This is a genomic window from Microbacterium sp. SL62, assembly GCF_026672635.1.
Lineage (GTDB): Bacteria > Actinomycetota > Actinomycetes > Actinomycetales > Microbacteriaceae > Microbacterium > Microbacterium testaceum_A.
The window spans coordinates 2,162,673-2,187,618 of record NZ_JAPPRM010000001.1 but is presented as its reverse complement, the minus strand read 5'-3'; the positions used below and the strand labels follow the sequence as shown (position 1 = coordinate 2,187,618).

The 24,946-nt window shown below is 70.7% G+C and carries 23 protein-coding genes and 1 tRNA gene; 22 read left to right on the top strand and 2 right to left on the bottom strand.

The features are described from left to right. The 9 genes from OVA26_RS10435 to OVA26_RS10395 all read left to right on the top strand — a co-directional run bounded on the left by OVA26_RS10435 (position 1) and on the right by OVA26_RS10395 (position 8,828). Positions 1–1,026 carry a PhoH family protein gene (locus OVA26_RS10435; protein ID WP_235557024.1) on the top strand — a complete coding sequence of 342 codons (1,026 nt, stop codon included), beginning with the start codon at positions 1–3 and terminating at the stop codon, positions 1,024–1,026. Beyond that, positions 1,023–1,490: an rRNA maturation RNase YbeY gene (gene ybeY / locus OVA26_RS10430; protein WP_074695013.1), complete on the top strand. Its 468-nt coding sequence runs from the start codon at positions 1,023–1,025 to the stop codon at positions 1,488–1,490. Before OVA26_RS10435 ends, ybeY begins: the two co-directional genes overlap by 4 nt. Beyond that, complete coding sequence (locus OVA26_RS10425; RefSeq protein WP_268104046.1) at positions 1,487–2,797, top strand: hemolysin family protein; 1,311 nt, start codon at positions 1,487–1,489, stop codon at positions 2,795–2,797. The genes ybeY and OVA26_RS10425 overlap by 4 nt, the downstream gene beginning before the upstream one ends. Continuing rightward, a complete protein-coding gene (gene era / locus OVA26_RS10420) occupies positions 2,794–3,687 on the top strand; it encodes a GTPase Era (protein ID WP_056231267.1) in 894 nt (297 codons plus the stop codon). The genes OVA26_RS10425 and era overlap by 4 nt, the downstream gene beginning before the upstream one ends. Positions 3,688–3,758: 71 nt before the next feature. Beyond that, positions 3,759–4,706, top strand: coding sequence for a quinone oxidoreductase family protein (locus OVA26_RS10415; RefSeq protein ID WP_268104045.1), 948 nt, complete (start codon positions 3,759–3,761; stop codon positions 4,704–4,706). Continuing rightward, positions 4,703–5,302 carry a GNAT family N-acetyltransferase gene (locus OVA26_RS10410; protein ID WP_081349741.1) on the top strand — a complete coding sequence of 200 codons (600 nt, stop codon included), beginning with the start codon at positions 4,703–4,705 and terminating at the stop codon, positions 5,300–5,302. The genes OVA26_RS10415 and OVA26_RS10410 overlap by 4 nt, the downstream gene beginning before the upstream one ends. Before the next feature lie 138 nt (positions 5,303–5,440). Then, positions 5,441–7,201 carry a 2-isopropylmalate synthase gene (gene leuA / locus OVA26_RS10405; protein WP_268104044.1) on the top strand — a complete coding sequence of 587 codons (1,761 nt, stop codon included), beginning with the start codon at positions 5,441–5,443 and terminating at the stop codon, positions 7,199–7,201. A 23-nt stretch (positions 7,202–7,224) separates the two neighbouring features. Continuing rightward, a complete protein-coding gene (locus tag OVA26_RS10400) occupies positions 7,225–8,013 on the top strand; it encodes a methyltransferase domain-containing protein (RefSeq protein WP_268104043.1) in 789 nt (262 codons plus the stop codon). A 32-nt stretch (positions 8,014–8,045) separates the two neighbouring features. Further along, positions 8,046–8,828 carry an MOSC domain-containing protein gene (locus OVA26_RS10395; RefSeq protein WP_268104042.1) on the top strand — a complete coding sequence of 261 codons (783 nt, stop codon included), beginning with the start codon at positions 8,046–8,048 and terminating at the stop codon, positions 8,826–8,828. A 171-nt stretch (positions 8,829–8,999) separates the two neighbouring features. On the opposite strand, the gene OVA26_RS10390 is transcribed toward OVA26_RS10395, so the two are convergent. Next, positions 9,000–9,707: a trimeric intracellular cation channel family protein gene (locus tag OVA26_RS10390; protein WP_442786073.1), complete on the bottom strand. Its 708-nt coding sequence runs from the start codon at positions 9,705–9,707 to the stop codon at positions 9,000–9,002. A gap of 235 nt (positions 9,708–9,942) precedes the next feature. Here OVA26_RS10390 and OVA26_RS10385 point away from each other — a divergent pair, with 235 nt between their 5' ends. From OVA26_RS10385 to OVA26_RS10345, 9 genes are all read left to right on the top strand, one after another. Further along, entirely contained in the window at positions 9,943–10,518 is a 576-nt protein-coding gene (locus tag OVA26_RS10385; RefSeq protein ID WP_268104040.1) for a hypothetical protein, read from the top strand. 62 nt (positions 10,519–10,580) lie between these two features. Next, complete coding sequence (gene recO, locus OVA26_RS10380) at positions 10,581–11,309, top strand: DNA repair protein RecO (RefSeq protein ID WP_056231295.1); 729 nt, start codon at positions 10,581–10,583, stop codon at positions 11,307–11,309. Continuing rightward, positions 11,306–12,109 carry an isoprenyl transferase gene (locus OVA26_RS10375; RefSeq protein WP_074695006.1) on the top strand — a complete coding sequence of 268 codons (804 nt, stop codon included), beginning with the start codon at positions 11,306–11,308 and terminating at the stop codon, positions 12,107–12,109. Before recO ends, OVA26_RS10375 begins: the two co-directional genes overlap by 4 nt. Positions 12,110–12,158: 49 nt before the next feature. Next, positions 12,159–12,842, top strand: a complete 684-nt coding sequence (locus OVA26_RS10370; protein WP_056231304.1) for a DsbA family oxidoreductase — start codon at positions 12,159–12,161, stop codon at positions 12,840–12,842. A 91-nt stretch (positions 12,843–12,933) separates the two neighbouring features. Further along, positions 12,934–14,088: a tRNA dihydrouridine synthase DusB gene (gene dusB / locus OVA26_RS10365; protein ID WP_268104039.1), complete on the top strand. Its 1,155-nt coding sequence runs from the start codon at positions 12,934–12,936 to the stop codon at positions 14,086–14,088. After that, the gene (locus OVA26_RS10360; protein WP_371129320.1) at positions 14,039–15,412 is read left to right on the top strand and encodes a deoxyguanosinetriphosphate triphosphohydrolase; all 1,374 of its coding nucleotides are present in this window, start codon (positions 14,039–14,041) and stop codon (positions 15,410–15,412) included. The genes dusB and OVA26_RS10360 overlap by 50 nt, the downstream gene beginning before the upstream one ends. Continuing rightward, on the top strand, positions 15,412–17,250 hold the full coding sequence (gene dnaG / locus OVA26_RS10355; RefSeq protein WP_268104038.1) for a DNA primase: 1,839 nt from the start codon (positions 15,412–15,414) through the stop codon (positions 17,248–17,250). Before OVA26_RS10360 ends, dnaG begins: the two co-directional genes overlap by 1 nt. A gap of 56 nt (positions 17,251–17,306) precedes the next feature. Further along, the gene (locus tag OVA26_RS10350; protein ID WP_074695003.1) at positions 17,307–18,080 is read left to right on the top strand and encodes an ATP-binding cassette domain-containing protein; all 774 of its coding nucleotides are present in this window, start codon (positions 17,307–17,309) and stop codon (positions 18,078–18,080) included. A gap of 62 nt (positions 18,081–18,142) precedes the next feature. Continuing rightward, positions 18,143–18,218, top strand: a tRNA-Asn gene (locus tag OVA26_RS10345). 166 nt (positions 18,219–18,384) lie between these two features. On the opposite strand, the gene OVA26_RS10340 is transcribed toward OVA26_RS10345, so the two are convergent. Next, the gene (locus tag OVA26_RS10340; protein WP_268104037.1) at positions 18,385–20,025 is read right to left on the bottom strand and encodes a serine/threonine-protein kinase; all 1,641 of its coding nucleotides are present in this window, start codon (positions 20,023–20,025) and stop codon (positions 18,385–18,387) included. A gap of 263 nt (positions 20,026–20,288) precedes the next feature. On the opposite strand from OVA26_RS10340, the gene OVA26_RS10335 reads away from it, so the two are divergent. From OVA26_RS10335 to OVA26_RS10320, 4 genes are read left to right on the top strand one after another with little or no spacing between them, the layout of a single operon-like run. Further along, a complete protein-coding gene (locus tag OVA26_RS10335) occupies positions 20,289–22,625 on the top strand; it encodes an acyltransferase family protein (protein ID WP_268104036.1) in 2,337 nt (778 codons plus the stop codon). A gap of 43 nt (positions 22,626–22,668) precedes the next feature. After that, a complete protein-coding gene (glsA, locus tag OVA26_RS10330) occupies positions 22,669–23,601 on the top strand; it encodes a glutaminase A (protein WP_235557011.1) in 933 nt (310 codons plus the stop codon). A gap of 55 nt (positions 23,602–23,656) precedes the next feature. After that, positions 23,657–24,274: an SRPBCC family protein gene (locus tag OVA26_RS10325; RefSeq protein WP_268104035.1), complete on the top strand. Its 618-nt coding sequence runs from the start codon at positions 23,657–23,659 to the stop codon at positions 24,272–24,274. Next, entirely contained in the window at positions 24,271–24,939 is a 669-nt protein-coding gene (locus tag OVA26_RS10320; RefSeq protein ID WP_268104034.1) for a DUF4166 domain-containing protein, read from the top strand. Before OVA26_RS10325 ends, OVA26_RS10320 begins: the two co-directional genes overlap by 4 nt. The last annotated feature ends 7 nt before the right edge of the window (positions 24,940–24,946 follow it).

Sequence of the window (24,946 nt, the reverse complement as noted above, 5' to 3'; positions counted from 1 at the left end):
ATGGTGCAACTGCTCGGCCCGCAGGATCGCCTGCTGCGCGTCGTCGAAAAGGAGCACCCCGACGTCGACGTGCACGTGCGCGGCAACGAGATCACCCTCTCGGGCACGCCCGACGCGGTGCGCGCGGCCCGCGGCCTCGTCGACGAACTGCTCAGCATGACCCGCTCGGGTCACGGACTCGACCCGGCCGACGTGACCAGCTCGAATCGCATGCTGCGCTCCGACGGCGGACCCCGTCCGTCCGAGGTCATGGGCGAGGCGATCCTGTCGTCGCGCGGAAAGACCATCCGACCCAAGACCGCGGGTCAAAAAGAGTACGTCGACGCGATCGACGAGAACACGATCGTGTTCGGCATCGGCCCCGCCGGTACCGGCAAGACCTACCTCGCGATGGCGAAGGCCGTGCAGGCGCTGCAGCGCAAAGAGGTCAACCGCATCATCCTCACGCGTCCCGCCGTCGAGGCGGGGGAGCGGCTCGGGTTCCTCCCCGGCACGCTCACCGACAAGATCGACCCGTACCTGCGGCCGCTCTACGACGCGCTCAACGAGATGATGGACCCCGACATCGTCCCCAAGCTCATGGCGACGGGAACGATCGAGGTCGCCCCGCTGGCCTACATGCGCGGGCGCACGCTCAACGACTCGTTCGTCGTGCTCGACGAGGCGCAGAACACCACGCCCGAGCAGATGAAGATGTTCCTCACGCGCCTGGGCTTCGGCACGCGCATGGTCGTCACTGGCGACATCACGCAGGTCGACCTTCCGCAGGGCGCCTCGGGCCTGCGCCTCGTCACGCGGGTCCTCGACGACATCGACGACATCCACTTCTCGCGCCTGACCAGCGACGACGTCGTTCGACACAACCTCGTCGGCCGCATCGTCGACGCGTACAGCGAATACGACGAGAAGCGCCTGGCCGCTCGACGCGAACGCGACGAGGCCTCAGAATTCGCCACCCGTGCGGAGCGACGCGGCCCCGGTGCCGCCGGTCCCCGCGATCACCTCCCGAGACGAAACCGCTCATGACGATCGAGATCAACAACGAGTCCGACCACCAGATCGACGAGCAGGTCCTGCTGCGTCTGATGGAGTTCAACCTCCAGGAGCTGCACGTCAGCCCCGACGCCGACGTGGCCATCGTGCTCGTCGACGAGGGCGCCATGGAGTCCCTGCACGTGCAGTGGATGGACGAGCCCGGCCCCACCGACGTGCTGAGCTTCCCAATGGACGAGCTGCGTCCGGGCTCCGAAGACGCGCCGACCCCCGCGGGCCTGCTGGGCGACATCGTGCTCTGCCCGGCCGTGGCCGAGACCCAGGCGGTCGCCGCGAAGCACTCGACGCAGGATGAACTGATCCTGCTGACCACGCACGGCCTGCTGCACCTCCTCGGCTTCGACCACGCCGAGCCCGATGAGGAGCGCGAGATGTTCGGGCTGCAGCGCGAGCTCATCGCCGGCTTCCAGGCCGTCGAGCGCCAGCGCCGCGCATGACCGAGGCCCTCCTCCTCGTCGCCGCGTTCCTGCTCGTCGCCTTCGGCGGGCTGATGGCGGCGTTCGAGGCGGCCCTGGGCGTGACCTCGAGAGTCGATCTGATCGAGCTCGGATCGGGCGGCCGTAACGCTCGGGCACTGCGCCGCATCGGCGACGACACCAATGCCCACGTCACCGCCGTCTCGTTCATCCGCGTTCTGGCCGAGACGACCGCTGCCGTGCTCGTCGCCGCCGCGTTCATGCTGATCTTCGACAACATCCTGCTCGCCGTTCTGGCCGCGGCGGTGCTGATGACGGGCATCTCGTTCGTCGCCGTCGGAGCGAGCCCCCGCTCGGTCGGACGCCAGCACGCTCGGGGACTCCTCCGAGGCGGCGCGCCCGTCATCCGGGGGATGCGAATCCTGCTCGGACCTCTCGCACACGGGCTCGTGGCCGTGGGGAACCGCGTCACGCCGGGAGTCGCGCACTCGACGTCGTTCGCGTCGGAAGAGCAGTTGCTCAGCATCATCGACGAAGCGGCCGAGAACGAACTCATCGAAGAGGACGACCGCGAACTCATCCACTCGGTCTTCGACTTCACCGACCGCTACGTGCGCGAGGTCATGGTGCCCCGCACCGACATGGTGAGCGTGGACGCGGCCGCCACCTCGCGCGAGGCCCTGGCCCTCTTCCTCGAGAAGGGCGTCTCGCGCATCCCCCTCGCCGATGACGAAGCCGACGATGTCGTGGGCGTGCTGTACCTGAAGGACCTCGTCCAGTTCGGCTTCCGCGACGAGGCCGGGTGGCGTGATGCTCCGATCCGTCGCATCGCGCGGCCGGCCGTCTTCGTCCCGGAGTCGATGAAGGCCGAGACGCTGCTGCAGCAGATGAAGAAAGATGCCGTGCACGTGTGCCTCGTCGTCGACGAGTACGGCGGGGTCGCGGGTCTCGTGACCCTTGAAGACCTCATCGAGGAGCTCGTGGGCGAGATCGCCGACGAGTACGACGCTCCCTCGACCGAGATCGTGGAGCTGCCCGACGGCCGATACTGCGTCAACGCGCGGCTGGGCCTCGACGAGGTCGGCGACCTGTTCGGTCTCGAGCTCGACGACGAAGACGTCGACTCGATCGGCGGGCTTCTGGGGAAGGCGCTCGGCCGTATCCCGCAGCCCGGCGCCACCGCCGAGCACTCCGGCCTCGTGATGACCGGCGGGGCCTCTCGCGGCCGCAACCGGGGCATCGCGACGGTGATCGTCGAACGGGCTGAGACGATGGACGATGAAGACGTCGAGGCCGACGCCTCGTCGCGTGAGAGGAACGACAGATGACCGACACCCGATCCGGTTTCGTGACCTTCGTGGGCCGGCCGAACGTCGGCAAGTCCACGCTGACCAACGCCCTCGTGGGCGAGAAGGTCGCCATCACGAGCGACAAGCCGCAGACCACCCGCCGCGCCATCCGCGGCATCGTCAATCGCCCGGGCGGCCAGCTCGTGGTCGTCGACACCCCCGGCATCCACCGCCCCCGTACCCTGCTCGGCCAGCGGCTCAACGACCTCGTCGAGCAGGTGCTCGGCGACGTCGACGTGATCGCGTTCTGCGCACCCGCGACCGAAAAGGTCGGCCCCGGAGATCGCCGGATCGCCGAGTCGCTCTCCGGCTACCCGCGGGCCAAGAAGGTCGCTCTGGTGACCAAGACCGACGCCGCGACGCGGGATCAGATCACCGAGCGCCTCATCGAGGTCGACGCCCTGCGCGAGGACTGGGCCGCGGTGATCCCGCTCTCGGCCGTGACGAACGACCAACTCGACGTGCTGAGCGATGAGTTGCTCGCCCTCATGCCGGTCGGGCCCGCTCTGTACGACGACGATGTGGTCACCGACGAGGCCCTCGACGACCGCATCGCGGAGATCATCCGCGAGGCCGCCCTCCACGGCGTGCGCGACGAGCTCCCGCACTCGATCGCCGTGACCGTCGACGACGTCGCCAAGCGCGAAGACAGCGACCTCACCGACGTGTGGGCCAACATCGTCGTCGAGCGCGACAGCCAGAAGGCGATCATCATCGGCAAGAAGGGCTCGCGCCTGGCCGACGTGGGTGCACGCGCACGCGCCGGCATCGAGCCGCTCGTCGGCGGACGCGTCTACCTCTCGCTCCACGTCCGCGTGGCCAAGGAGTGGCAGCGCGACCCGAAGCAGCTCGGCCGCCTGGGCTTCTGACCGACCCGGGCAGCACACCTCACGCCGGGGGCTACGCTCAGCGGCGACGACGCGAAACGAAAGGCGTGACCATGGCGAAGAGGTGGACGGCTCCGGCTCCCGGGCCCATCGATCAGTGGAGCTTCGACGAGGTCGAGGTCGCACCCCCCGGCTCGGGTGAGGTGACGATCCGCGTGCACGCGGCGGGCGTGAACCCGGCCGATGCGAAGCACGTCGCCTCGGCGCGTCCCGGCGCGGAGTTCCCCGTGCCGATCGGCTACGAGCTGTCGGGCGAGGTGACGGCCGTCGGTCCGGATGCCGTGGGCGGCTCGGGGGAGCTGACGATCGGCGACGAGGTCGTCGCCTTCCGCGTGCAGGGCGCCTACGCGACCGACATCACGGTTCCGGCCCGCGACGTGTTCGCCAAGCCCGCGACCCTCTCGCACGCCGAGGCGGCGAACCTGCTGCTCGCGGGCACGACCGCGGCCGAGATGATCCAGGTCACCCGCGTCACCGAGGGCGAGACGGTTCTGCTGCACGCGGCCTCGGGCGCGGTGGGCGTGAGCCTGCTCCAGCAGGCGCGCGAGCTCGGCGTCCGCGTGATCGGCACGGTGGGGCCGGATGCCGAGGACTCGGCCGAACGCGTCCGTCGCTACGGCGGCATCCCGGTGGCCTACGGCGACGGCCTGCGCGAGCGCGTCGAAGAGGCGGCCGACGGCGCCCCGATCGCCGCCGCGTGGGATGCCGTGGGCAGCGACGAGGCCATCGACGTCTCTCTCGCCCTCGTGTCGGAACGCGACCGCATCGTCACGATCGTCGATCCCGAGCGCGCGAAAGCCGACGGGTTCCTCTGGATCGCCGGAGCGCGGCCCGAGAGCGCCCGTTTCCGCGACATCGCGCGTGCGCGGGTGCTCGAGCTTGCGGCATCCGGAGTCCTCGAGGTTCCCGTCGCGCGCACCTACCCCCTGGCCGAGGCCATCGCCGCTGTGCGCTTCGTCATGGACGGCCACCCCGGCGGAAAGGTCGCCCTGCTGCCGTGAGCGCGTCGCCGTTCGTCCTGCCGCCAGCGCCCGAGACCCTTGAGGTGACCAGCGAGCGGGTGCGCCTGCGCCCGTTCGAAGAGCGTGACCTCGAGGCCATGGCTGCGTACCGCGGTGACGCCGAGGTCTGCCGTTTCCTCCCGTTCGAGCCGCAGTCGCCCGACGACATCCGTGCCCGGAACGGCCATCTGATGGGCGGAACGAGTCTCGAGGGCGAGCGCGGCGGCGTGATGCTCGTGATCGAGCGCGTCGACGACGGCGCGGCGATCGGCGACCTCGTGCTCTTCCACCTCGATGCCGGAGCCGGGTCGGCCGAGGTGGGCTGGGTGGTCAGCCCCGCGGCATCCGGTCGAGGCCTCGCCACCGAAGCGGTGCGCGCGCTGATCGACACCGCATTCGACGTGTACGGACTGCGTCGGCTGACGGCGCAGATCGACGCCGACAACGTCCGCTCGGCGGCCCTCGCTGAACGGCTCGGCATGCGGCGCGAAGCGCACTTCGTCGAGAACGAGTGGTTCAAGGGCCGGTGGAGCGACTTGCTCGTCTACGCCGTGCTCGACCGCGAGTGGGCGGCCGCCCGACGGAGCGCCTCGTGAGGGACTGCTACGATCGCTCCATGCGCTTCGGTGGCCAGCTTCTTCTTAGTTGCCGCGACGAGTCCTCGATCTAAGGGCCTTCCTCGTCGCGGAGATCGTCGTCGGCCCCACCGAACGAATCTAAAGAAGCGACACATCATGAAGAACACCCAGAAGCCCACGTCCGCTCCGGTGCACAAGTACCGTCCCTTCCACGAGCAGATCCGGGTGGACCTGCCCGATCGCACGTGGCCGTCCACGCGCATCGAGGCCGCACCCCGCTGGTGCGCCGTCGACCTGCGCGACGGCAACCAGGCGTTGATCGACCCGATGAGCCCCGAGCGCAAGCGCGTCATGTTCGACCTCCTCGTGAAGATGGGCTACAAGGAGATCGAGGTCGGCTTCCCGAGCGCGAGCCAGACCGACTTCGACTTCGTCCGTCAGCTCATCGACGAGAACCTGATCCCCGACGACGTCACCATCCAGGTGCTGACCCAGGCGCGCGAGCACCTGATCGCCCGCACCTACGAGGCGATCGCCGGCGCCAAGCAGGCCATCGTGCACCTGTACAACTCCACGAGCGTGCTGCAGCGCGAGGTCGTGTTCCGCACCGACGAGCAGGGCATCGTCGACATCGCGCTCGAGGGCGCGCGCCTGTGCAAGAAGTACGAGGCGACGATTCCCCAGACCGAGGTCTACTACGAGTACTCGCCCGAGAGCTACACGGGCACCGAGCTCGAGTTCGCCCTGCGCATCTGCAACGAGGTGCTCGAGGTCTTCGAGCCGACCACCGAGCGCAAGGTCATCCTGAATCTGCCCGCCACGGTCGAGATGGCCACGCCCAACGTCTACGCCGACTCGATCGAGTGGATGTCGCGCCACCTGAACCACCGCGAGAACGTCATCCTGTCGCTGCACCCCCACAACGACCGCGGCACCGCCGTGGCCGCCGCGGAGCTGGGCTACATGGCCGGCGCCGACCGCATCGAGGGCTGCTTGTTCGGGAACGGTGAGCGCACCGGCAACGTCGACCTGGTCGCCCTCGGCGTCAACCTGCTGACGCAGGGCATCGATCCGCAGATCGACTTCAGCGACATCGACCAGGTCAAGCGCACGGTCGAGTACTGCAACCAGCTGCCCGTTCCCGAGCGCAGCCCCTGGGCCGGCGACCTCGTCTTCACCGCGTTCAGCGGGTCGCACCAGGACGCCATCAAGAAGGGCTTCGAGGCGATGGAGGCCCGCGCGACCGCCGAGGGCAAGACCGTCGACGAGATCGAGTGGGCCGTTCCCTACCTGCCGATCGACCCGAAGGATCTGGGCCGGTCGTACGAGGCGGTCATCCGCGTCAACTCGCAGTCGGGCAAGGGCGGCGTCGCGTACCTGCTGAAGGCCGACCACGCGATCGACCTGCCCCGCAAGCTCCAGATCGAGTTCTCGGGCGTCGTGCAGGCGCGGACGGATGCCGAGGGCGGCGAGGTCTCGAGTGCGCAGATCTGGGACATCTTCAACGACGAGTACCTGCCGTCGACCGTCGACGACCAGCGCTGGGGCCGCTTCGAGCTGCTGTCCACGCGCTCGTCGAGCGACATGTCGGGCGACGTACACCTCGACGTCTCGCTGCGCGACGGCGACACCACGCACCCGGCCTCGGCCGTGGGCAACGGTCCCGTCGCAGCCTTCCTCGAGATCGTGCGCGCACAGGGGTTCGATGTGACGCTGTACGACTACGTCGAGCACGCTCTCAGCTCGGGCGGCGACGCGCAGGCCGCGGCCTACGTCGAGCTGCAGGTCGACGACCAGCGCCTGTGGGGCGTGGGCATCGACGGCGACATCTCGACCGCGTCGCTCAAGGCGATCGTGTCGGGCGTGAACCGCGCGATTCGCACCCGTCAGGACTCCGGCGCCCTGGCCGGCGTCTGACCCGCGCGAAAGAGACGAAGACCGTGGCCTACGCCCACGGACACCACGAGAGCGTGCTGCGTTCCCACGCCGTGCGCACCGTCGCCGATTCGGCGGCCTATCTGGTGTCTTCGCTGTCGGCCGGCACCCGCATCCTCGATGTGGGCGCCGGCCCCGGCTCCATCACCGTCGACCTCGCCGACCGGGTCTTCCCGGGAGAGGTCGTCGGGGTGGATGCCGCCTCGGGCGTCGTCGAGGTCGCCCGCGCCGCCGCGGGGGAGCGCACGAATGTGACCTTCCGCACCGGCGACGCCTACGCCCTCGACGTGCCCGACGCCTCGTTCGACATCGTCCACGCCCACCAGGTGCTGCAGCACCTCGAGCGTCCCGTCGACGCCCTGCGGGAGTTCCGCCGCGTCGCCGGGCCCGACGGCCTGGTCGCGGCGCGCGACGTCGATTACGGCGGCGTGATCTGGCATCCGCTCATCCCCGCCCTCGACGACTGGCTCGAGATCTACCACGGCGTGCACCGCGGATCGTCGGGCGAGCCCGACGCGGGTCGGCGGCTGAAGGCGTGGGCCCGCGAGGCGGGGTTCACCCGCATCGAGGCCAGCGCGAGCGTGTGGGTGTTCGACACCCCCGACAAGCGCGCCTGGTGGGGCGGCATGTGGGCCGACCGCGTTCTCGCCTCCGCCTTCGCCGGGCACGCGAAGCGCCTCGGCCTGGCCGACGACGCGCAGCTGCAGCGCATCTCGGACGCGTGGCGCGAGTGGGCCGAGCACCCCGACGGGTGGATCCTGCTGCCGCACGGCGAGGTTCTCGCCCGCTGGTGATCGCGAGTGGGCGTCGATGCGAGGATGAGACCGTGATCCGCGTCGACGCCCTCTACCGCTACCCCGTGAAGGGCTTCACGCCCGAGGAACGCGACAACCTCGTCATCCAGGACGACGGTCGTGTTCAGGGGGACCGCTCGCTCGTGTTCCGCTTCGCCGATGCCCTCGAGCCGGCGGATGCCACGTTCCCCAAGAGCCGCGGACTCGCGCTCATGACGTTCCCGACGTTGGCGCGCGTCGAGCTCACCCTCGACGATGAGGCGCTGACGCTGCGGCTCCGGGTCGACGACATCGACGTCACCGCCGATCTCAGCGACGAGGGCCGCGCCCGACTCAGCGAAGCGGTCACCGCCTATCTGCGCACGACGAGCGATGCGAAGCTGCTCGAGGCCGACGGCATCCTGCCCCTGGGTCTTCTCGGTGACGGTCGCACCGCACGCTTTCAGGATCGCCCGCGCGGATTCATCTCGCTGCATGGCGCCGCCTCGGTCGAAGAGGTGGATGCCGCGGTGCCCGCGCCCGTCGACGATCGCCGCTTCCGCTCGAACATCGTCGTCGGCGGCACCGCGCCGTGGGCCGAACTCGAGTGGCAGGGCCGCGTGCGGATCGGCGAGGTCGAGTTCGAGGTGCAGAAGCCGATCGAGCGCTGCGCCGCGATCACCGCGAACCCCGACACGGGGGTGCGCGACGCCCGGCTGCTGCGCGTGCTGACCACGGAGTTCGGTCAGTCCGAGCCGACGCTGGGCATCCTGCTGCTGCCGGTCGCCGACGGCGGCACGATCCGCGTCGGCGACGAGGTCACGCCCCTCGCCTGACGGCGCATCCCCGCGTGAGGGGGCGAAAACTGTCGCTTCCGCCCGCCCTAGGCGACCCAAGGTGACCCCTCACGCGCGCCGGCCCCGCCGCATCGTGTCAGGGGTCGAAAACTGTCGCTTCCGCCCGGGCCAGGCGACACAAGATGACCCCTCACGCGCGCGGCGCCTGGCTCACTCCGACTCGTCGACCCGGATGATCGGGATGCCGGTGGTCTCGACCGCGACCTTGCGGCGATAGATCTTGCGCTGCTCGGGCAGCGAGAGGTCGAAGATCACGGCGAGGACGCGGATGATCGTCGTCACGATCACGCCGACCACCGCCGCGATCGGAAGCGGCACCCCGAACGCCGCGGTGGTCGCCAACACCACGCACCCGCCACCGGCGGCGACAGCGTACAGCGAGCCGACGTGCATGATCGCGACCGGCAGCCCCATCAGCACGTCGCGCAGCACGCTGCCCCCGGCCGCGGCGAGCACGCCGACGAACACCGCGGGAACCGCCGGCATGCCGAGGGCGAGCGCCTTCGACGTGCCGAAGGCGCCGAACAGGCCGATCACCACGGCGTCGAGCATGACGATCGCGCGGTTCAGCCGCTGGAAGATCCCCGACAGCAGCATGCCGACGATCGAGGCGAGCGTCGCGGTGATGAGGTACCAGTTGCTCTGCAGCGTCGCGGGGGTGAGCCCCAGCAGCAGATCGCGGATGAGACCACCGCCCATGCCGAGCAGGATGCCGATGATCGCCACCCCGAGCAGATCGAGGCGTCGCTGCCCCTGGAAGCCGGACGCGAACAGCGCGCCCTGCACACCACCCAGGGCGACGGCGGTGAGATCCGCCCACAGGGGGATGACGAAGACCGAGGCGTTCACGGCATCCATTCTCCGGGACACGCGCGATCGGCGTGCGGAGGCGCGTGCGCAACGTCGGAGATACGCGCGTCACCGTGGTGCCCGCGATGTGTAGCACCCGGCAGGGCCGCCGTCCAGGGTGAGCACGAGCAGCTCGGATGCGCTTTCATCGAGGGCAGGGGGGCCGATGTGGTGCGCCCGGAACGTCGATGCGACCACGAGTCGCCGGAGGGGACTGCAGATGCACTGGGGGGCGAATTCGAGCGTGGCGGTGGCCGTGCTCATCGCGGGGGCGGTCACCACGATCGTGACGGCGATCATCCGACGTTCACCGTCGGCGGCGACGGCTCGAGCGACGCGCGAGGGCGTGCTGTTCGTCGTGTCGACGCGGAAATGGCAACGCGTCCTGATCCGCACGTTCGGCATCGCGGTCATCGTGCTCGGCAGCATCCTGCTCCTGGCCGCGGCGGGGGTGAAGGACCCCGAGACGAGCATGGTCATCGCCGGGGCGGCGATGTTCGTCGGCGGCATCCTCTTCGTGTTCCTGGCGCGGGGGATGAAGCGCATGCGACTGGAGGTCACCCCCGACCTGGTGTGGTCGTTCGGTCTGGTGCGCGGACCGAACGCGGTGCCGCTGGCCGAGATCACCCGGTTGGAGCCGAACCCCGGCGACCGGTTCGGCGGCATCCTCGCGAAGACGGAGGGCACGACGCGATTCGGTGCGACCCGACTCATGCTGGGCTACCCCCAGCTGATCGACTTCTTGCAGCACGCCCGCCCCGACCTGCCGATTCCCGACGGGTCGTGGCCCCTTCAGCAGGGAGCGGCGACCGCCCGCTGAGGCTGGCGGCGCGCCAGGGCGACGCGCAGCCGCTTCCCGGGGGAGCGGGCGGATAATGGACTGTGCCCACCTACCGCGACGAGGTCGTGGTCCTGCGTACCCACAAGCTCGGGGAGGCGGACCGCATCCTCACCCTGCTCAGCCGCCGCAACGGCAAGATCCGCGCGGTCGCGAAGGGCGTGCGCCGCACCTCGTCGAAGTTCGGTTCGCGCCTCGAGCCGTTCATGGTCGCCGACGTGCAGCTGTTCAAGGGGCGCAACCTCGACATCGTGCAGCAGGCCGAGTCGCTCGGGTCGTACGGGGCCGAGATCGTGGCGGACTACGACGTCTACACCACGGCCAGCGCCATGGTCGAGACCGCCGATCGCCTGAATGAGGCCGAGGCGACACCCCAGCAGTACCTGCTGCTGGTCGGTGGACTTCGATCCCTCGCCCGCGGTGAGCATTCCGAGCGCAGCGTGCTCGACTCGTACCTGCTGCGCGCGATGGCGCTGTCGGGGTGGGCGCCCGGTCTGACCGAGTGCGCGCGCTGCGGCACCATCGGCGACCACGATTACTTCCTCCCGCAGCTCGGCGGCGTCGTCTGCTCGACGTGCGCCCCCGCGGGCTCGCCGCGCGTCGCGCGCGACACGGTCGACATGCTCCGCGCCCTGATGGCCGGGGAGTGGGAGACGATCGACGCCGCCCCCGGTCGCACGATCGCGGCGGCCTCGGGCCTCGTGGCCGCGTACGCGCAGTTCCACCTGGAGCGCGGCATCCGCTCCCTCTCGCACCTGGAGTCGCATCGATGACACCCAAGCCGTTCACGCACCGCGACGCCGTGCCGTACCGCCCCCTCGACTGGACGGGCGAGTACCCGCCGGCCTTCCCGAAGGGCGCGGTTCCCGAGCACGTCGCGATCGTGATGGACGGCAACGGCCGGTGGGCCAACCGGCAAGGCCTGACCCGCGTGGAGGGCCACCGCGCGGGTGAGGCGGCCCTGCTCGACGTCGTGGCGGGTGCCATTCAGGCGGGCGTGAAGCACCTGTCGGTCTACGCCTTCTCCACAGAGAACTGGTCGCGCTCACCCGACGAGGTGCGCTTCCTCATGGGATTCAACCGCGAGGTGCTGCACCGCCGCCGCGATCAGCTCAACGAGTGGGGCGTGCGCATCCGCTGGTCGGGTCGCAAGCCGCGCCTGTGGGGCTCGGTCATCAAAGAGCTGCAGCACGCCGAACGTCTCACCGAGGGCAACTCCACCCTGACCCTGACGATGTGCGTCAACTACGGCGGTCGCGTCGAGATCGTGGATGCCGTGCGCCGCATCGGCGACGACATCGCGTCCGGCAAGCTCAAGCCCTCGGCCGTGACCGAGAAGCTCATCCGCAAGAACCTGTACCAGCCCGACATGCCCGACGTCGACCTGTTCGTGCGCTCGAGCGGCGAGCAGCGCACCTCGAACTTCCTGCTCTGGGAGTCGGCATACGCCGAGATGGTGTTCCTCGACACCCTGTGGCCCGACTTCCGTCGCACGCACCTGTGGGAGGCCATCGGGCACTACCAGTCGCGCGATCGCCGGTTTGGAGGGGCTGTGGACAAGCCGACGACGTGATCGATGCCGTTGACGGAATAGATCGGCGATTCGAAAGGTTGCACGCGATATGACGGATGCCATCAAGATCGACGTGTGGAGTGACATCGCCTGCCCCTGGTGCTACATCGGCAAGCGAAACCTCGAGAACGGCCTGGCCGCCACGGCCGCTGACGACGACGCCCCGGTCGTCGAGATCGAGTACCACTCGTTCGAGCTCTCGCCCGACACCCCCGAGGACTTCGACGGGGGAGAGGTCGACTACCTCTCGCAGCACAAGGGCATCTCGCCCGAGTCCGCTCGCGAGATGCTCGACCGCGTGACCGGCGTCGCCGCCGATGCCGGCCTCGCATACCGCTTCGACATCCTCAAGCACACGAACACCGTGAAGGCGCACGAACTGCTGCACTTCGCGAAGGAGAACGGCAAGCAGCTCGAGCTCGCCGAGGTGCTCATGTCGGCGTACTTCCTCGAGGGAAAGCACGTCGGTCGCGACGACGACCTCGTCGCCCTCGCGGTCGAGGTCGGTCTCGACGAGGCGGAGGCCCGCGAGGCCCTCGCCTCGCAGCGCTTCCGCGCGGCCGTCCGCGCCGACCAGGAGCAGGCCCGCCAGTTCGGCATCACCGGCGTGCCCTTCTTCGTCATCGACGGCAAGTACGGCGTCAGTGGCGCGCAGCCGGTCGAGGCCTTCAGCCAGATCGCCCGCCAGGTGTGGGGCGAGCGTCGCGAGGCCACGGAGACCGCCGACGCGTGAGGCTCCTCCACAGCGGTGCCCGTTTCCGATTCGCCGGGAGCGGGCACCGCTGTCGTTATCCGTCTGGGAGAATGGTGAAGTGAATACGGCAATGGCTCCGACGCGGTCCCTCCGCATCGGCAACATCGAACTCGACGCTCCCGTCGTGCTCGCCCCGATGGCCGGCATCACGAACACGGCGTTCCGCCGCCTGTGTCGCGAGTACGGTGCCGGGCTCTACGTGAGCGAGATGATCACGACCCGCGCGCTGGTCGAGCGCAACGAGACGACGATGCGACTTATCCAGCATCACGAGTCCGAGACCCCGCGCTCGATCCAGCTCTACGGCGTCGACCCGGCCACCGTCGAGGCCGCGGTGCATATGATCGTCGCCGAAGACCACGCCGACCACATCGACCTCAACTTCGGCTGCCCCGTGCCCAAGGTCACGCGACGCGGCGGGGGAGCGGCCCTGCCGTGGAAGACCTCGCTGTTCCGCGAGATCGTCGAGCGCGCGGTCAAGGCCGCGGGCGACAAGCCGCTGACCATCAAGATGCGCAAGGGCATCGACGCCGACCACCTCACCTACCTCGAGGCCGGGCGCATCGCCGAGGGCGCGGGCGTCGCCTCGATCGCGCTGCACGCCCGCACGGCATCCGAGTTCTACTCGGGTCAGGCCGACTGGGCGGCGATCACCACGCTCAAAGAGACGGTCACGAGCGTTCCGGTGCTCGGCAACGGCGACATCTGGTCGGCCGATGACGCCGTGCGCATGATGGACGAGACCGGCTGCGACGGCGTCGTCGTCGGCCGCGGCTGCCTCGGCCGCCCGTGGCTGTTCGGCGACCTGGCGCGCGCGCTGGGGGGACCGGGTGCCGCCCACGGCAAGCCCGTCGACGCCACGCTCGGTTTCGTCGCGAAAGCCTTCCGTCGTCACGCCGAACTGCTCGTGGAGTTCTTCGAAGACGAGGGGCGCGGATGCCGTGACATCCGCAAGCACGTCGCCTGGTACTTCAAGGGCTACCCCGTCGGAGGCGAGCTGCGCGCGAGCCTCGCGACCGCGTCGACCCTCGACGAGATCGACGAGCTGCTGGCCACGATGGAACTCGACGCCCCGTACCCGGGTGCCGCGGCCGAGGGGCAGCGCGGTCGTGCGGGCACGCCGAAGCGCCCGGCCCTTCCCGACGGCTGGCTCGACTCCCGCGAGATCGGCCACGATGCCGGTCGCGCGCTCGCCGACGCGGAGTTGCACCACAGTGGCGGTTGAGGCGTCGCCGGCGGTCGCTCGACCGCTCGGCTACGACGACGTCGACGCGGCGCGCTTCCACGTCGAGAACCACCGCTCCCAGCGCGACGACTTCGCGCGCGACCGCGCCCGCGTGCTGCACTCCGCGGCGCTGCGCCGCCTCGCCGCGAAGACTCAGGTGCTCAGTCCCGCGAGCCCCGCCGACTTCGCCCGCAACCGCCTCACGCACTCGCTCGAGGTCGCGCAGGTGGGACGTGAGCTCGCGACGGCCCTGCAGCTGTCGCCCGACGTCGTCGACACCGCGTGCCTGAGTCACGACCTCGGACACCCGCCCTTCGGCCACAACGGCGAACGTGCCCTCAACGAGTGGGCCGAAGACATCGGCGGGTTCGAGGGCAATGCGCAGACCCTGCGCATCCTCACGCGCCTCGAACCGAAGTCGTTCGGCGCCGACGGCGAGCCGTACGGCCTCAACCTCACCCGCGCGAGCCTCGACGCCACGTGCAAGTACCCGTGGACGGTCGACGAGCCGGTGCCCGACCCGGGCGGCCGCTTGAAGTTCGGCGTCTACCCCGACGACGAGCCGGTGTTCCACTGGATGCGCGGCGGAGCGCCCGCGCGCCAGCGCTGCATCGAGGCCGAGGTCATGGACCTCTCCGACGACATCGCCTACTCGGTGCACGACTTCGAAGACGCGATGGTGAACCGCTACGTCGACCCGGCCCGCCTCGCGTCGCGCGTCGGTCGCGAGGGGCTGCTCGACGCGATCCAGCGCTGGGTGGGCTACGACTTCGTGCGCGACGATCTCGCCGCGGGCCTCGAGCGCCTCATGGCCATGCCCGAATGGATCACCACGTTCGACGGCACGCGCCCCGCGCTCGCGCGGCTGAAGAACCTCACGTCCGACTTGATCGGCCGCTTCGCACGCGCCGCCACCGCCGCCACGCGCGAGGCGTACCCCGCCGACGAGCTGACCCGCTACCGCGCCCACGTCATCGTGCCCGCCGAGGTCGAGGTCGAGATGGCGGTGCTCAAGGGCATCATCGGCGCCACCGTCGTCTCGATCGACGGCCGCAAGGTGCTGTACCGCGAGCAGCGCCACGTGCTCAAGCGCTTGGCATCCGCCCTCTGGGAGAACCCCGGCGCCCTCGACGCCCTGCACGCCCCCGACTTCGCCGCGGCCACCGACGACGCCGCGCGCCGCCGCGTCGTGGTCGACCAGGTCGCGAGCCTGACCGATCAGCTCGCGATCGCGTGGCACGGCCGGCTCGTGGGAGAAGTGGATGCCGCCGAGCTCGGCGTCTGGGCTCCCGGCGCCCGCGCCGCCCGGGGAGCGGATGCCTGATGCCCCGCATCCGCCAGTCCGACGTCGACGAGGTCAAGGCGCGGGTCAACATCGCCGATGTCGTCGGTGAGCGCGTCGCGCTGAAGTCGGCCGGCGTCGGGTCGATGAAGGGCCTGTGCCCCTTCCACGACGAGCGGAGCCCCAGCTTCCACGTGCGCCCTCAGGTCGGGTACTACCACTGCTTCGGCTGCGGCGAATCGGGCGACGTGTACTCGTTCCTCCGCGCGATGGACCACGTCTCGTTCACCGAGGCCGTCGAACGCATGGCCGCGCGCGTCGGCTTCACGCTGCACTACGAAGACGGCGGGCCCGCGCCCGAAACGACCGGCCGCTCGCGCCTGTACGCCGCGAACGCGGCGGCGGCGGAGTACTTCCGCGCGCAGCTCATGACGCCCGAGGCCGACACCGGCCGCCGCTTCCTCGGCGATCGCGGGTTCGACGCGGGCGCGGCCGCTCACTTCGGCGTCGGCTACGCCCCGAAGGGCTGGTCGCACCTCATGGACCACCTGCTCGCGCAGAAGTTCACCCGCGACGAACTGCTGCAGGCGGGGCTGGTCTCGCAGGGGCAGCGCGGCGTCTACGACCGCTTCCGCGGGCGGCTCGTCTGGCCCATCCGCGACGTCACCGGGCAGGTCATCGGCTTCGGCGCGCGCAAGCTCTATGACGACGACCAGGGCCCCAAGTACCTCAACACCCCCGAGACGCCGATCTACAAGAAGGCGCAGGTACTGTACGGCCTCGATCTCGCCAAGCGCGACATCTCGCGGTCGCACCGGGTCGTCGTGGTCGAGGGCTACACCGACGTCATGGCCTGCCATCTCGCGGGTATCACCACCGCGATCGCGTCGTGCGGTACCGCCTTCGGCAGCGACCACATCACGGTGCTGCGGCGAGTGATGGGCGATGACAGCTCGTCGGGCGAGGTCGTCTTCACCTTCGATCCGGATGCCGCGGGGCAGAAAGCGGCGCTGCGCGCCTTCGCCGATGAGAAGCGCTTCGCGGCGCAGACGTACGTCGCCGTCGCCCCCGAGGGCCTCGATCCGTGCGACCTGCGCCTGCAGCGCGGCGACGGAGCCGTGCGCGCGTTGATGGAGAACAAGGCGCCCATGTTCGAGTTCGTCATCGATCAGCGCCTCAAGGACTTCGACCTCTCCAGCGTCGAGGGTCGGGCCGGCGCCCTGCGCGCGGCGGCGCCCATCGTGGCCGACATCCGCGACCCCGCGCTCCGCCCGGGATACGTCCGCGTGCTCGCACGCCGCCTCGGTCTCGACATGCCCGAGGTGCAGTCGGCCGTCGAGCGCGCGGCCCGCGGCGCCGACCGCGCCGAGAAGCGCGAGACGCGCAAAGACAACGAGCCCGCACCGATCGCGATCTCGGTCACGATGGCATCGCTCCCGAACAATCGCGATGTCGCCCTCGAACGCGGCGCGATGATGGCCTTCCTCCAGTACGGCCACCGCATCGAGCCGGACGTGTTCCTGCGGGCGCTGCAGACGCCGTTCAGCCATCCCGCGCTCGAGGCCGTTCGCAGTGCCCTGGCCTCCACCGACCTGTCCCAACCCGGCTGGGCCGTCGCCGCGGTCGAGGCCGTCCGCGAGCCCTTCCGGTCGCTCGCGGCGGAGTTGCTGACCGCCGAGTTCCCGGCGCGCACCGAAGAGGGAGCTGTTGCCTCGGCGAACGACCTCGCGCGGGGCCTGCTCGTGCGCGAGCTCGAGCGCGAGAAGAACGAATTGCTCCGCGGCATCCAGCGGGTTCCCGCCGATTCCGACGAGGGCAAGAGACTGCGCTTCCGCCTGCGCGAGCTGGACGCCGATCGTCAGCGACTCGTCGCGACCTGACGGCTTGCTGCCGCGCGCCGCTGGCATCGCTCGTGCTCGTCGGGGAGGATGAGGGAATGCCCCGGACCCTCGACACCGACGTCGCCCTTCGCGCCGACGACCTGTCTCTGGCGCGCAGCGGCGTGCGCGTGATCGACGGGATCACCTTCACCCTGCCCGCCGCGCGCACGATGATCGTGCAGGGAGCGACGGGATCGGGCAAGACCTCGCTCGTCTCGCTCCTCGCGGGCCACCCCGACGACGGGCTGACGGTGGTCGGGGGAGACGCGCGCGTGCACGGCATCTCGGCCCGCAGGCCCGGCCGCGCCCGCCGTGAGTGGGTGTTCCACACCGGCTACCTGCCGCAGGGGGCCGGAGCCGCGCTTCCCTCGCGCTTGACCGTGCAGGACGTGATCGCCGAGCCCATCACGAGCCGCGACCGCAAAGTCAACTCGCGGGCTCTCGCGGTGCGCGTGGCCACGCTCCTCGACGAGATGGAACTGCCGCTCGGCACCGCGCCGAAGTACCCCTACGAGCTCAGCGCCGGCATGCGTCAGCGCGTCGCTCTCGCTCGCGCCCTCGTGCTCGAGCCGCGTCTGTTCGTCGCCGACGACCTGTACGCCAACCTCGACCTCGAGGTGCGCGCCGCGGCTCGCGCGTCCATCACGAGGCGTCGCGACGAGCGCGGCATGGCATCGCTCATCGTGACGAACGACGCAGAAGCGCCGAAAGACCTGGATGCCGATGTCCTCGTGCTGCACGCCGGTCACGCCGTCGGACTCGGTCATGGCGACCAGGCCGTGCAGTGGACACCCGACGGCACGCCCGAGAGGCGGATTTCGGCCGGTTGATTTTTCCGCCGCCCCCGCGTGCTGTTAGTATCGTGGGGTTGCCCGCCGCAAGGTGAGCATGATCCTCGGTAGCTCAATTGGCAGAGCAATCGGCTGTTAACCGATAGGTTCTTGGTTCGAGTCCAAGCCGGGGAGCCAACGCAAGGCCCGACGCATCAGCGCCGGGCCTTCGTCGTTGCACGGGGCCTTTCGAAACGGCAATGAGCTCTGGAGTGCCCAGAGGTCACCGCCGAGCGCGGCTCGACACGCGAATCGCATGACGGCGCGAGCGGAAGGTGCGCCTTCGAGCGGACCGGGGAATCCGCTAGTTCGCCGGGACGTCTGCGATCTGCCCTGCGCCCGGCCCCTTGCCGTTGTTCGCGCCGTTCCCCTTGCCGTTGCCGTTGCCGTTGCCGTTCCCGTTGCCTTTGCCCGGCGAGCCCGCGCCCGGCGCCGTGCCGGTGCTCGCTCCGGGGGAGGGGGATGTGCTCGGCGTCGGGACCGCGCTGTCGCCGCCCGGTGCAGGGGTGTCGGGCGCCGGCTCGACGACGGCGGAGCCACCGGAGCCGGGCGAGCCCTGACCGGGCTGTGAGTCCCCGCCACCCGGCGCCTCGACGACGGGCTGGGCGGGGGAGGGCTGCGTGGGCTGCGAGGTGCCGGGGTCTTTCACCGGCGGCGGGGTCTCGGCATCCGTGTTGGACACCGGCTCGACGGACGAGGGGACGTTCTCGGCCACGACGGGGCCCGGCGTCGACGAGGGAGCCGGGGTCGAGACGCGGTCCGTGGTCATGTCGGATCCGGCGCCGAGAGAGAAGGCCATGACGTGCCCGCCGATGACGAGGGCAGCGCCGGCGGCGGCTCCGGCCCACAGCACGCGGCGTCGCCGCGAACGGGGCGCGCGAGCCGACGTCGCGGGTACGCTGCCGGCTCCCACCGACGCGGCGGCCGACACCGGTGCGGTCGTCTCAGCGTTGGAGCGCGGGAGAGTCGTCGACATCGCAGCCGCGCCCACCGGCGCCACCGGCTCGGCGCGCGCGGCAGGCGGGGTGACGGGGGCAGTCATCAACGCGGTCGGCATCGCCCATGACGCCGCCGGCGCAGCCGTCACGGTCTCACCCGTCTCGAAGGCCAGGGCCTCGGCGCGCTCGACCACGTTCGCCGCGGTGGGCCGTTCGTCGGGATCGAAAGCGGTCATGGACGTCAGCAGGGACTGCCACTCGAAGCCGTACGACCCCGGAATCTCGGGCTGACGAGCGAGGCGAGCCAACAGTGTCTCTTGCAGCGTCCCTCCCCCGAAGGGGTGCAGGCGCGTGAGCGCCTCGATGGCGAGGAGCCCGAGCGCGTAGACGTCCGACGCGGCACGGGGCGCCTCCCCGCGTACCTGCTCCGGGGCCAGATAGGCGGCCGTCCCGATGACGGTTCCGGGGGTGGTCAGTCGTGTCGCGCCGATCAGACGTGCGACGCCGAAGTCCGCGAGCACGGCCTCGTGCGAACGCACCCCGCCTCGCACGGGCCGCAGCAGCACGTTGGACGGCTTGACGTCACGGTGCACGATGCCCGCGTCGTGCACCACCGTGAGCGCCGCCGCGAGGTCGGCCACGATCCCCGCGACCTCGGCGGATGCGAGAGGGCCCTGCTCGATGCGCCGCTGCAGCGACGGGCCGTCGACGAGCTCCATCACGAGGTACACGTGGTCGTCGCCAGTGAGTCGAGCGTCGTACAGGGTGACGAGCGAGGGGTGCGCGAGGGCCGCGAGAGTGCGCGCCTCCGACATCCGGCGGAAGGGTTCGGGTTCGTCTGCGGCGTCGGCGTAGAAGATCTTGATGGCCACGTCGCGCGCGAGCACCTCGTCACGCGCGCGGAAGACGCGCCCCATCCCGCCGGCGCCGATCCGCTCGCGCAGGATGTAACGGCCGCCGAGGATGTCGCCCGCGTGGGGCATCGCGTGGTCGGATGAGAGGCTCATCGATTCCTTCGAGCAGGACCGCCTGACGGCGAGAGGGAGGGATGCCGGGACGCATCCGTCGAGTCGGACACTATGCCCGCGCGGCCCCTCGCAACCGGGGGTGGCGGGGTTCCACTCCGACGCGCATAATGGTGGCTCGGTTCGGGGGCAGGCTCTGCGTTCCCCGTCCCGTGCGAGTGCGCGAGGGGGCTGTGCCTCGGCACCGTGGGAGCGGTTCCACTAGGCTCTTTCCGGCCGCCGACGCCGGCCCGAGAGGATCCGACGTGCCCGCCCCCGCCTCTCGTGTGCGTCGCGACCTGCAGGGGCTCCGCGCCATCGCCGTCGTCGCTGTCGTCGCCACGCACCTGACGGCGTGGCCCCGTGGTGGTTTCGTGGGCGTCGACGTGTTCTTCGTCCTCTCGGGGTTCCTCGTCACGGGAATCCTCCTCTCCGACCTGGACCGCGAGGGCACGGTTCGACTCGGAGCCTTCTTCGCGCGACGGGTGAAGCGGCTGCTCCCCGCCGCGCTGGTCGTCCTCACGGCCGTTGTCGGCGCCGCCTTCTTGGTCTTCTCGCCCGTGCGGGCCGAAAGCACCCTGACCGATGCCCTGTCTGCGGCGGGCCTCGTCTCCAACTGGCACTTCGCCCTCGGGGGCCGCGACTACTTCGCCTCAACGGATGTCTCGCCCCTCCAGCATTTCTGGTCGCTGTCGGTCGAAGAGCAGTTCTCTGTGGCCTGGCCCTTGCTCGTCCTCCTCGCCGTCGCCGCTCTTCCGGCCGCCGCGCGCCGCGCACGAGGGGGACGCGTGGCGGTGGGACTCCTCGCCGGGGTGGTGGTCGTGGCATCCGGGATCGTCGCCGTCGTCCAGACGCCGGTCGATCCGAGCCTGGCGTACTTCTCCACGCTCACCCGGGCGGGTGAACTCGCCACGGGTGCCGTCATCGCGTCCGCCGCTCCCGTGCTCGCGCGCATCCCGGCGGCGGCCCGCGGCCTGCTCGCCTGGGCCGGGGTGGCCGTGATCCTCGCGGCGTTCTTCGTGATCGACCCCGCGGGCCCCTTCCCGGCGCCCACCGCCGCGCTCCCGGTGATCGGTGCGGCGCTCGTGATCGGCGGGGGGATCGGCGGCGATCCCCGCCACCGGCACCTCTTCGTGCTCACGAACCCCCTCGCCGTCACCCTCGGCGACCTCTCGTACTCGCTCTACCTCTGGCATCTGCCGGTGATCGTCTTCGCGGGCGTCCTGCTCGCGCCCGGGCCCGCCGCGACGGCGATCACGATCCTGGCCATGCTCGTCCTGACGGTCGCGACGTACCTCGGCGTCGAGCAGCCGTTTCACCGTTCGCCGTGGGCCGCGCCGCGCGTCGCGGAGCCGACGTCTCCGGCCCCGGCGGCCCCCGAAGCGATCCCGGCGTCGCGCCGCCCGAGCGCGCTCGCCTCGCGACCCGCCGGGTACGTTCCCGGTCAGCGGTACTACCCCGGATCCCGCGCCGCCGCGGCCCCGGTCGAACCCGCCCCCGCAACGGTCGTCGCCCCCGCGCCGCTCCCGACGCCGGAAGAAGAGCGGATGCCGGCACCCGCGGCATCCCTCCCCACTGACGCCGCACCCGCGTGGGCCGCCTGGCGCGCGCGCTTCGCCCCGCGCGTGGCGATGGCCGGCGCCACCCTCGCAATCGGCTCCGGCGCCACCGCCCTCGCCGTGATGTTGGCGTACGGAGCCCCGACACTCCCGGGACTGCCGGTGGCAGCCCCCGCCACGGTCGACGTCGCCGCCCAGGCGGGTGACGCCCTCAGCGCGCTGCAGGCGGAACTCGCGGCCGCGGCCACCGCCACCTCGTGGCCCGACCTGCACCCCTCGCTCGACGAGGTGCAGCGCGCTTCATCATCGGCGAACCGCGCGCACGACTGCTTCACCCCGGGGGTCGCTCTCGACGCCGGCCGGTGCACGTGGGGCTCCGCCGACGCCCCGCGACACCTGTACCTCGTGGGCGACTCGAGCGCGATGGCGTACGCGCCCGCGTTCGCGAAGCTCGCCGACGACAGCGGGGGAGCGTGGCGCGTCACGACGGTCGGAATGTACGGATGCCGTTTCACCGATGTGCTCGTCGAGAGCCGCGATCCGTCGGTCATGGCCGGCTGCGCCCAGCGCAAGGCCGACGTCGCGGCGATGATCGCCGCCTCGCCCGCCGACCTGCTCGTGGTGTCCAACGCGTTCACGCTGGGGCGTGCGGTCGATGGACGCGATCTGAGTGCCGGTGATCTGGCATCCGCCATCGCCTCCGAGGTCACGGGATGGGCGCCCGCGGGCCACACCGTCTACCTCGCGCCTCCGCCCCACGGCGTCGACCTCGGCCGCTGCGTCTCTCCGCTCACCGGCCCGTCGGCGTGCCTTGCCGGCGTGGACGATGTGTGGACGCAGATGGAGGCCGCGACCGAGGCCCATGCCGCGACCACGGGTGACGCGGCGATCAGCTCGCTTGCCTTCAGCTGCTGGCAGGGCATCTGCCCCGCGTTCGCGGGCGACACCCCCGTGCGGTACGACGACACCCACCTGACCCCGGCGTTCGCGGAACGATTGACGCCGATTCTGCGGGGCGAGCTCGCGGCGCGCGGACTGTACTGACGGGAGCGGCCCCGGTCCCGCGCGGAACTGCGAGGCTGGGGGAGTGATCTCGCCTCCCGACGCCCCGACCGCCGACCTCGACGCGTTGCGGTCACGCCTACTTCCGGAGCGCGGGGGACAGGTCGACGACAGCATCCCGCAGCTGGCCGACGCCGACCCCGACTTCTGCGCCCTCGCCCTCGTCCTGCCCGACGGCTCGGTGCGATCGAGTCGACAGGCGGACGTTTCGTTCAGCGTGCAGTCCGCGGTCAAGCCGTTCCTGTTCGCGCTGGCGCTGCTCGACACCGACGGCGCGGCGCTGGATCGCGTGGGCATCGAACCCACCGGCGAGTCGTTCGACGCCCTCAAACTCGAAAGCGGCACCGGCCGGCCGCCGAACCCCATGGTCAACGCCGGGGCGCTGCTCACGGCCTCGCTAGTCGAGGGTGCCGATGCCGAGGCGCGCATGGTCCGCATCGCGCGCGGGCTCGCCGCCTTCGCCGGACGCGAGCTCGACGTCGATGAGGACGTGGCGCACAACGAACATCTCCTCGGCGATCGCAACCACGCCCTCGCCCACCTCATGCGCGCGGAGGGCACCCTCGAACCGACGGCCGACGACGCTGTCGCGGTGTACGCCCGCGCCTGCGCGACCCTGGTGGATGCCGAGACCCTTGCCGTCATGGGCGCCACTCTCGCGCTCGGCGGAGTCAATCCCCGAACGGGGGAGCGCGCCGTGCCTGAGCGCGTCGCGCGCGACGTCATCTCGGTCATGGCGACCTGCGGCGTCTACGACGGATCAGGACGGTGGATGCGAGCGGTCGGCATCCCCGCCAAGTCGAGCGTCTCGGGTGCGATCGTGCTCTCGGTTCCGGGGCGTCTCGGCGGCGCCGTCGTGAGCCCGCCGCTCGACGAGCAGGGCACGAGTGTGCGGGGGCGTCTCGCGAGCGAAGCCCTCAGCGACGACCTCGCGCTGCACTCCTTCGGGGCGGGCTGACGACACCCGCCGAGGGATGTGTCGCGCGCGACCCCCACACGCCTAGGCTGACGCTATGGGGGCACGGGGGATCTATGTCGCGACGACCATCCGCGCGACGCTCGACCAGGTGTGGACGGCGACGCAGGACCCCTCGCAGCACGTGCGGTGGGACGTGCGCTTCTCGCGCATCACACCCACCACGAGCGACGCGGACGGCGCCGCGCGCTTCGTTTACGAGAGACGCACACCCGTCCACACCGTCCGCGGCGACGGCATCAGCATCGGCGAGAGCTCCCGCCCCGACGGCAGCCGTACCTCCGCTCTGCGTTTCAGCACGGCCGACTGCCTGTCGCCCTTGCGCGACGGTCGCGGCTACTGGCGGTACGAGCCGGTGGACGGCGGCATCCGGTTCTCCACGGGCTATGACTACGCGGCGGGGTGGGGCCCGCTCGACGTGATCGTCCGGCCCCTCGTGGGCTGGGCCACCGCGTGGAGCTTCGACCGCCTGCGCCTCTGGCTCGAAACGGGTGTCGAACCGGAGCACTGGTCGCTCGTGCATGCCGTCGCCTTCTGGCGGAGAGATCGCCCCCGCGCGTCGCGCTGCGAGAGGATCCCCCCGCACCGACGGCGTGCGCTCGACGACGCACCCGCCACGCTCGCCGCGCTGCCCGCGCCGGGAGGCCAACGATGACCTCGATCTTCGCGCGGGCCATGGGTTCGGACTTCGACCGCCTTCACCCGATGATGCAGCGGCGCTTCGGCGTCGGCCTCGATGAGGGTCAGGCGTGCGTCGGCCGCGGTGTCATGAGCGAGATCCGGCGCGGACCCTGGTGGACGGTCCCGTTCCTCCAGTTCGGAAAACTGCGGAACATCCTCGTCCCGGCGGTCGGCGAGAACGTGCCCTTCACCATCTGGAACAGCCCGTACCTCGACCCCTTTGGTCGTGAGACCGTGACCTTCGTCCGCGAGTACGAGGTGGGCGGGCGCTCCGCGCGGTTCGACGCGACGATGATCCTGCACGACGGACGGGTCATCGACTACCTCGGCACGCATCAGCATCTCGCCGTCGACCTCGACCTGAAAGTGGACGACGACGGCGGACTGCTCCTGCGATCGGGGGAGCAGCGCTTCTACGAGGGGCCGGTCGGCTTCCGGTTCCCGATGCTCTTCAGCGGCCGCGCCACCCTCCGCGAACGTTTCGACGACACCGACGGCCGGTTCCACGTCGACATGCGGGTCGACAATGATCGCTTCGGTTTCCTCTTCGGCTACCGCGGCAGTTTCACCTGCGAATGGATGCCGGCCTCCGGCGCCCCGCCCCACGTTTTCCCGCGGCGCCACGAATCCCGCGTCTGACATCGCC